The organism is Bradyrhizobium sp. Gha (assembly GCF_900113735.1).
In the GTDB taxonomy this organism is placed as follows: domain Bacteria; phylum Pseudomonadota; class Alphaproteobacteria; order Rhizobiales; family Xanthobacteraceae; genus Bradyrhizobium.
The window spans coordinates 1-7,268 of sequence record NZ_FOQM01000079.1 but is presented as its reverse complement, the minus strand read 5'-3'; the positions used below and the strand labels follow the sequence as shown (position 1 = coordinate 7,268).

Here is a 7,268-nt window from a genome sequence, read left to right as displayed (position 1 = left end):
CCTGGGCCAGACCGAGGCTGCGGGCAACGGCGCGCTGCGACATGCCGACGCTGTAGTGCAGGCGTAGAACTTCGCGAATGTGGCGCATGGACAGTCTCTCTGTCGGCATCTCGATCCTCTGCGGTTGGGCAAAAGACCGAGCTACCCCGGTTACAGACTGTCAGCGGTGGACGCCTCCTGGTTGTCCCCGATCATGATCGCTGGAAATAGCGATCACGATCGGCTGGAAACGGTGATCACGATGCTTTGGAATGGGTGATCACGATGGCCTGGAATCCGTGATCACGATCGGCTGGAACACGCAATCAAGCACACGACTAACGCCTCTGGCGGAACAAGGGACATAGTGCGATCAAACCGCTGAATGTATCGGCAGTGGGCATGGAGCAGGAGCGAAAGGATATTGTCGGGATGACGCGCCGCGGAACGATGTTCGCATTGTTCGCACTCATCGCATCTCCGGTTTGCGCGGCGACACTTAGCGGTGTTCCGCGCATCCTTGACGGAAACACGATTGAGATCGAGCAAACCGCCGTTCGGCTGTCGGGCATCGAAGCTCCTGAGACCGATCAGATTTGCCTTGACGCCCGGGGCCGGAAGTGGGCCTGTGGCGTAGCCGCTCGGGACGAGCTTATCAAGCACGCGAATGGGCGAACGTGGGATTGTCAGACTCAACGACTTGATGAGTACAGGCGCGCCCTGGGCAATTGCCTGATCGAAGGCGAGGATGTGAATGCTTGGATGGTACGCTCAGGCTGGGCGCTATCGGCTGGTGCAGCTCAACATAGCTACGTGATCTACGAGTTGGTGGCGAGCACAAACTATGCAGGGCTCTGGTCCGGGGCGTTCATCGCGCCCTGGGACTGGCGTAACCGCAACCGGGCCACGATTATCGTCGGTGCAAAATCGGTTCCCGTAGACGCTCAGGAAGTCTTGCTAGGATCCATCTTGCTGTCTGAACCACCGTCCCCCGAGTGCCTGATAAAGGGTAGCCATCGCGGCGGCGAGCGCATTTATCACCTGCCGCTGCAACCGGGATATGAGCAAATCGACATGACGAATAAGCGAGGCGAACGCTGGCTCTGTAGCGAAGCGGAAGCCCAAGCCACCGGCTGGCACAAGGCCGCGCGATGAGGCGACACATGCACGCAGACCATCCTCCAAACATGGACCATCTAACCAAGTTTGCGCGTTCGCGCCGGGCGCTGTTGTCGTTCGGTGTTTCGACAGTTTTTCTAGGACTCGGCCGTAACATTGTCGACGCGAAGGAAGCAAAAGGTCAGCCAAAGCCCGACAACCAGCTCGCGCCGGATGCTGCCCTCCAGCGGCTACTGAAGGGAAACGATCGGTATGTGCAGGGCGAACCGCGAGTCGATGATTTCAGGCGCGAGCGCCCGGTCTTGGTCGAAGGCCAAAATCCCTATGCGGCGGTTCTGACCTGCGCCGATTCCCGCGTGCCGCCCGAACTTGTCTTCGACAGCGGACTTGGTGATCTGTTTGTCTGCCGCGTTGCCGGCAACTTCGCTAACGATGATACGCTCGCCAGTATGGAATATGCGGTCTCAGTGCTCAACACGCCGCTGATTCTCGTTCTTGGCCACGATAATTGCGGGGCGGTAGACGCCACGATCAAGTCGCTGCACCAGAATAGGCCGCCGCCGGGGCACATTTCATCCCTGGTCAAAGCTCTTGCTCCTTCGGTCAAGGCATCTCTAGAGCAAGACGGCGACATATTCGCCAAGGCAATTCGACAGAATGTGATCGACAACGTCAACAAGCTCAGGTCGACGGGACCGATTCTGAACGCTGCGATCGAGCAGAACCGGCTGAAAGTCGTGGGGGGCCTGTATCAGTTCGAAACCGGCAAAGTGGACATTGTGTGCTAAGGCTAGCACCCTCACACCCGCGGCAAATCATCCGCCGTCCGGTTCAGCATTTCGGGTGGACGCTGTTTGCTGTTCCATCGTCTAGAACAAATGCTCGGATGCTGTCCGCTTCACAATTGTCATCGCTTCAGACAGTCCTTCGGTATGCGTGGCCTCTAGTTCTCAACGTACTCGTGTGGCGCGCATCTCGTGTTGGCAACGCGTCGCCCTCATCAAGACGCACCTAGCGCGCGCGGCAACATTCCTGCTCCAGATTGGTTGCCCGATTGAAATCGAGAAGCTTCGGAGTAGTCGCGAGCTCTAGAGACGATTTTCATTGCGACTTGCAGCACAAAAAGTCGCTATTGGGTTGGCGGCTCACATCCCATGCTGCTGCTGCTCGTTTGGGGTTGTAGAGACGGATGCTACAGCAGTACCCGGCAGCGACAGGCCGCAATGGGTCACGCAGGTCATGAATGTGCGCGAATTTAACGACCATAGAAAGTAGGAAGGTGAAGCGGACCTCTAACACCCCACACCTATTCGAACGCTTCGTCTTCGCTCGCATGCGCGGGGCACCTTTGTAGTCACCTCGAACTAGACTTGATGGTGTAGCTACCGAGGCTGCCCTCGTACACTCGTTGAACACTTGCCGTGCGGAAGTCCGCCTCTGCTGACTTACCGGCAGTTTCCCGAAAGCAAATGGGGCTGTCGGTGGCGTCGGGAGATCGGAGCGTGCCGTCGCTTTAGAATGAACGTTGAATCCAGCCGGTCAGCGATCGAGATCCGCCCAACGTCCTCTTTCCTTGCGGATTGTTGACTGAATGACACTTGCGCCTGAAAGCAGACACGACGCGCGCATCGTGCCGGCACGGCTGAGTGATCTCGCACGATTCAGACAAAGGTCGGCAGGCATTCTTATTGGCACGTCGATTGCTGGGAAATGGAAAAGAAGCCGTAGGCTCGGGCGACGTCCCGAACGCAAATCAGAAATTCCGCACTTGGTAGCGCTCGGCTTGTGCCGAATGTGACGACGCGTCCATTGGAGCAGACATGACACCGCATGCCGCCATCGAATGCCGGGCGCCCCAGGACGGCAAAGACGGCTCGATGTCGCCGCCGCTTATCGATTGCTCGGCAACGAAGCCTCAGGGCCAACAGCAACAGCTATATCTGCGTCTAGATTCCGGCGCCCTTAGGTTGGGAAGCCGCCGGGTGCAATTCCCCGCATTCCAGATCAACTGCGACAGCTTCGAGAATGCCGTCTAGCCGCTATTCCACCTGGCCTTGCCACGCACAAGCCACATGAGTAGCGCGCGAGGGTGGTCCGCTCAAGACACGGAGGACGCTTTATGAACGCTCCAACCGAAACGCCTGCCGAAACCCATGCCGCGGCTGCAACCTGGGCTAATCTGTCCCCCCTACTCGTTGAAATCCGTGAGCGTCGCAACGAGTTCGGCCGCGCTCAGAACATTCCAAAGGAGATCATCGACGGCTTCAGACGCATCGGCGTCTATCGGGCCATGGTCGCCAAGCGTTTCGGGGGCGAGGAGCGGACGCCCGCGGACTTTTGCCGCCTGATCGAGCGTATCTCCGAAGCAGACGGATCCGCCGGATGGGTCGCCAGCTTTGGGGATGGAGCTCGCTACCTCGCTGCTCTTCCGGACGACACGCTTCGAAAAGTGTACGCCAACGGACCCGACGTCGCATTGGCGGGTGCGCTTTTCCCGCTCCAGCCAGCCAAGCGATGCACCGGCGGATTTGTGGTGAACGGCGTGTGGCCATTCGCGAGCGGCTCGCCGGGAGCGGATCTGATAGGAGTTGGTATCACTGTAGACGACGATCCGACCGGTGACCTCCCGCGCGTAGCGGTGATGCCGGTCGAGAAGGTAACAATCCGGCCCAATTGGGATGTCATCGGCTTGCAAGGCACCGGAAGCCACGACATTGTTGTCAGCAATGTCATGGTGCCAGAGGAATGGACCTTGATCCGCGGCGGTCCACCGACACTTGATGGCCCGATTTATCGGTATCCGTCTGTGGCTTTCGCTGCCCAGGCGCATGCGATTGTCGGAATCGGCATTGCGCGCTCCGCCTTAGACGAGGTGACCACCATGGCCCGAAGCCGCGTCTCGATCACTGGAGGGCCCGTGATGGCTGAGCGTGGCTATGTTCAGCTTGAAATCGCCAAAGCCGAAGCCATGCTACGTTCCGCTCGTTCCTTTTTTTACGAGGCCACGGAGGAGCTGTGGAAGCAAGCGCTTACGGGTGAGGTAACTCTGGGCGCCACAATGCTAATGCGGCTTGCCGCGACGAACGCTGCGCGGCAGGGCGCTGAGGTCTGCAGGCTAGCAAGCGGTCTTGCCGGAACCGAGGCGCTCTATACCGCAGGAATGCTCGCGCGCGCCATGTGCGACAGCTTCGTCGTTGCCCAGCACGCAGCGTTGAATGAAGGAACGCTCCAAAGCGCTGGCCGTGCCCTGCTCGGAACCGTAATACAGCCGGGCTACCCATGAAAGCGCGTCACGTACGGCAAGCCACGCACGACGAGAGCCGATATGAGCGGCTGCTACGCACGCTTATTTTTGAGCAGTACATCACCTTCCACTGCGCGCGGGTAGTGAGCCGCCACTTCAAATGATGGCAACAAGTTGAGGATGGCTTGCAGGGTCAACTGCCCTTCGTAGAGCTCGCGGTCACTATATTCAGTGTAAATGAAGCGCGTCTTGCTCAAAGTCCGCGCGCCGCCCGCGATAACGTCGGCTTCGGCTCCTTGAACGTCCATCCAGATGAAGTCAACTTCGTCCAGCTTGGCTTCGCTGCACCAGTCGTCCAGCCGCCGTGTTTCAACCGAGACAGGATGATCAAAGCGGACCCATTCATACTCAGTAAGATGGTTCTTTGGACGGCGTATTGAGCCGGATAAGTCCCAATCCCTAGCATCCCCATCGGCATTGCTTGGGTGGAAGTCGATTGTCCCGTTTCGATCACTGATGGCTATTTCAAATAGCTTCACCCTGCTAAGGGAGGGGCCCAGCTTCTTCTTGAAGCGAGCGATCGCTCGTGGGTCCGGCTCAAAGCAGTAGAGCTCGGGTTGCGGGCACAACTCGAGAAACTTTTGCGTGTCAGTCCCGTCATTGCAGCCGATATCAAGAATGATGGGATTCGGCTTTAGAAGAAGGGAGACGATGTGCTGATGTACTTCTACGGACGACACAGCTGCTTTTCCATGGTGCGCGGAGATCATGCGAAGTTCGACTTCGAAGCTGCCATCACACGCCAAAAGCTGCGGCACAACGTATATCAAGGTATAAGCTTCATATCTCCGCCGGTCTGCCTGGTCCACAGCAGCTGTTTGCGTGCCATCGACATCAAATTGGAAACGTGCACCTAGCGAAAGCCGCTCCCGAAGCGATCTCGTAAAAATGCGGCCCAGCGGAACATATCATCGCCTTCGCTTTTTGAAACTGGCCGAAAGAACGCCTTCGCCCGGACTTAACCTGTCGGGTATATTTTCCGGCGCGAACCTATCAGAGTGCCCGTTGTGTATAGGGACAGCCGATCATCTAGATGACCATTGCGCCAAATGTGCTCTAGCCGAGTGATTGCTACCACCTCACGTTCACCGACACGATTTGCGACTAGGCCCCGGCGGCCGTTTCCTCGCACCAATCGCGAGGAACGTCGCCTTCGAAGCCGAGACACGCGTTGCGGTACGCAAGCTGTACAAGCTTCCTCACGAGCTGTCGATCTACGGATGCGCAGGGACCAATTCGACAGGATTTAGGCGACCGCGACACGGCTGGTCATCGCGACAAGTACAAGTTGATCGCAACCTGCCCATGAGCCAGCCACTTTTAATAGGAACTCGCGCCCTATTTTTCGAGACCGTTACATACCTATTTCGTAATCGAAGAACCGCGGCAGATTCGGCGAGCCGCTCTTCGATAAGGCTCCTGCACTGCACGCTTAATGGAGCCACCGCAGCTAAATGAGGTCGCCAGATAGCCGAGTGCAACCCTGAAACGTACATCGAACTTGGGGCGTTTTGATCGGTCTAACCCGCGCACGAGGAATGTTGAAGGGTCGGGCCAAAACGCGGATTTTTGGAAGAAGCGCGATGTCACTTTAGCAACGGCTGAGCGGACTATGCAGGTCAAGCGCGTTTGCTTCCGGACAACGTCACGCGCAACCCGGCAATGCTTCAGCAGAATTGGAAGGGTAGATCGCTAAACTCATTGTGGTCCGAGTCTTGCTGTAGCCAGGCCGGTCACATTGTGTCCAACCTCAACTTGTTCAAACCCTCAGGAGACTTCAATGAATTTCCGACCACTTCACGATCGCGTCGTCGTTAAGCGCATCGACGCCGACGAGAAGACCGCTGGTGGTATCATTATTCCGGACACAGCCAAAGAAAAGCCATCGCAAGGCGAAGTTATTGCAGTTGGCCCAGGCGGTCGAGATCAGAGCGGCAAGCTAATTCCGATCGATATCGAAGTCGGTGACCGGGTGCTGTTTGGCAAATGGTCCGGCACTGAAGTCAAGATCGACGGCCAGGATCTACTGATCATGAAGGAGAGCGACGTGATGGGCGTCCTCACCGAAATATTCTCCAAGCAGAAGGCCGCCTAATTCTGGACTCGCGCAGCTCACCTCCTTCTGAGGAGAGCGCTGGGTGCGAAGGATGAACTAATACGAATTGAGGGAATTCTCTATGACAGCGAAAGAAGTCAAGTTCGGAGTAGATGCGCGAGATCGTATGCTGCGCGGAGTCGACATTCTCGCCAATGCGGTGCAGGTCACGCTTGGTCCGAAGGGCCGCAATGTCGTGCTTGACAAGTCGTTCGGCGCGCCGCGAATTACGAAAGACGGCGTTGCGGTTGCAAAGGACATTGAACTCGACGACAAGTTCGAGAACATGGGCGCGCAGATGGTGCGCGAAGTCGCTTCCAAAGCCGCGGATGCTGCCGGCGACGGCACCACTACCGCGACCGTCCTCGCCGCCGCAATCGTGAAGGAAGGCGCCAAGTCGGTTGCCGCCGGCATGAACCCGATGGACCTCAAGCGCGGTATCGACCTCGCAGTCGAAGCCGTCGTGGCGGACCTCGAGAAGAACTCGAAGAAGGTCACCTCGAACGACGAGATCGCCCAGGTCGGCACCATCTCGGCGAACGGCGATGCGGAGATCGGCAAGTTCCTGTCCGACGCCATGAAGAAGGTCGGCAACGAGGGTGTCATCACCGTCGAGGAAGCCAAGTCGCTCGAGACCGAGCTCGACGTCGTCGAGGGCATGCAGTTCGACCGCGGCTACATCTCGCCCTACTTCGTCACCAACGCCGACAAGATGCGCGTTGAGATGGACGACGCCTACATCCTCATCAACGAGAAGAAGCTCTCCTCGCT

At 57.8% G+C, this 7,268-nt stretch carries 7 protein-coding genes; 6 read left to right on the top strand and 1 reads right to left on the bottom strand.

The genetic code is table 11. From position 1 onward, the window contains the following. Nucleotides 1-381 precede the first annotated feature (381 nt). From BM222_RS39445 to BM222_RS39430, 4 genes are all read left to right on the top strand, one after another. A complete protein-coding gene (locus BM222_RS39445; protein ID WP_244547434.1) occupies nucleotides 382-1,134 on the top strand; it encodes a thermonuclease family protein in 753 nt (250 codons plus the stop codon). An 8-nt stretch (nucleotides 1,135-1,142) separates the two neighbouring features. Continuing rightward, nucleotides 1,143-1,886 carry a carbonic anhydrase gene (locus BM222_RS39440; RefSeq protein WP_244547433.1) on the top strand — a complete coding sequence of 248 codons (744 nt, stop codon included), beginning with the start codon at nucleotides 1,143-1,145 and terminating at the stop codon, nucleotides 1,884-1,886. Nucleotides 1,887-2,918: 1,032 nt separating this feature from the next. Continuing rightward, nucleotides 2,919-3,134 (top strand): hypothetical protein, encoded by a 216-nt coding sequence (locus tag BM222_RS39435; RefSeq protein WP_092239973.1) that lies wholly within the window; start codon nucleotides 2,919-2,921, stop codon nucleotides 3,132-3,134. Nucleotides 3,135-3,217: 83 nt separating this feature from the next. Further along, nucleotides 3,218-4,381: an acyl-CoA dehydrogenase family protein gene (locus BM222_RS39430; RefSeq protein WP_177243755.1), complete on the top strand. Its 1,164-nt coding sequence runs from the start codon at nucleotides 3,218-3,220 to the stop codon at nucleotides 4,379-4,381. A gap of 53 nt (nucleotides 4,382-4,434) precedes the next feature. Here BM222_RS39430 and BM222_RS39425 read toward each other — a convergent pair whose 3' ends face one another. Then, nucleotides 4,435-5,082 (bottom strand): FkbM family methyltransferase, encoded by a 648-nt coding sequence (locus BM222_RS39425; RefSeq protein ID WP_092239975.1) that lies wholly within the window; start codon nucleotides 5,080-5,082, stop codon nucleotides 4,435-4,437. Nucleotides 5,083-6,182: 1,100 nt separating this feature from the next. On the opposite strand from BM222_RS39425, the gene BM222_RS39420 reads away from it, so the two are divergent. Together BM222_RS39420 and groEL are read left to right on the top strand one after the other, a co-directional pair. Next, entirely contained in the window at nucleotides 6,183-6,497 is a 315-nt protein-coding gene (locus tag BM222_RS39420; protein ID WP_092239971.1) for a co-chaperone GroES, read from the top strand. 82 nt (nucleotides 6,498-6,579) lie between these two features. After that, on the top strand, nucleotides 6,580-7,268 hold a 689-nt coding region (groEL, locus tag BM222_RS39415; RefSeq protein ID WP_143106209.1), incomplete at its 3' end, for a chaperonin GroEL.

Excerpts from the sequence above, each read along its gene's own strand:
- BM222_RS39445 (WP_244547434.1), top strand. The coding sequence starts at position 382 with ATGGAGCAGGAGCGAAAGGATATTGTCGGGATGACGCGCCGCGGAACG.
- BM222_RS39420 (WP_092239971.1), top strand. The coding sequence starts at position 6,183 with ATGAATTTCCGACCACTTCACGATCGCGTCGTCGTTAAGCGCATCGAC.
- BM222_RS39435 (WP_092239973.1), top strand. The coding sequence starts at position 2,919 with ATGACACCGCATGCCGCCATCGAATGCCGGGCGCCCCAGGACGGCAAA.
- BM222_RS39440 (WP_244547433.1), top strand. The coding sequence starts at position 1,143 with ATGCACGCAGACCATCCTCCAAACATGGACCATCTAACCAAGTTTGCG.
- BM222_RS39430 (WP_177243755.1), top strand. The coding sequence starts at position 3,218 with ATGAACGCTCCAACCGAAACGCCTGCCGAAACCCATGCCGCGGCTGCA.